The sequence below is a fragment of the Gilvimarinus sp. 1_MG-2023 genome (genome assembly GCF_030548285.1).
In genome coordinates this window covers 1-242 of the sequence record NZ_JAUOSC010001573.1, presented here as the reverse complement: position 1 = coordinate 242, position 242 = coordinate 1, and the positions used below count along the sequence as shown (strand labels likewise).

Annotated in this window: 1 pseudogene; it reads right to left on the bottom strand. The window is 58.3% G+C overall.

The features are described from left to right. Window positions 1-242 (bottom strand): annotated as a pseudogene (locus Q4563_RS22095) (bifunctional tetrahydrofolate synthase/dihydrofolate synthase); the annotation flags it as partial.

Below are 242 nucleotides of genomic sequence, written 5' to 3'. Positions count from 1 at the left end.
TGATATCAAAGGCTTCGCCCCGCCCCAGACATAAACCTTCAGCCGCCTCTACCGTCGTGCGAGCACGCTCAGGAGGCATGGGCTGACCACAGACCAGATAACGGTCTGGCCGGACAATGGAGCATTTTTCATAGGCGATAACATCGAGGTCGTTACCCAGCCAGGCTTCGTGATCCAACCCGATACTGGTGACGACCGACAAGTCGGCGTCCACTACATTGACGGCATCCAGACGCCCGCCC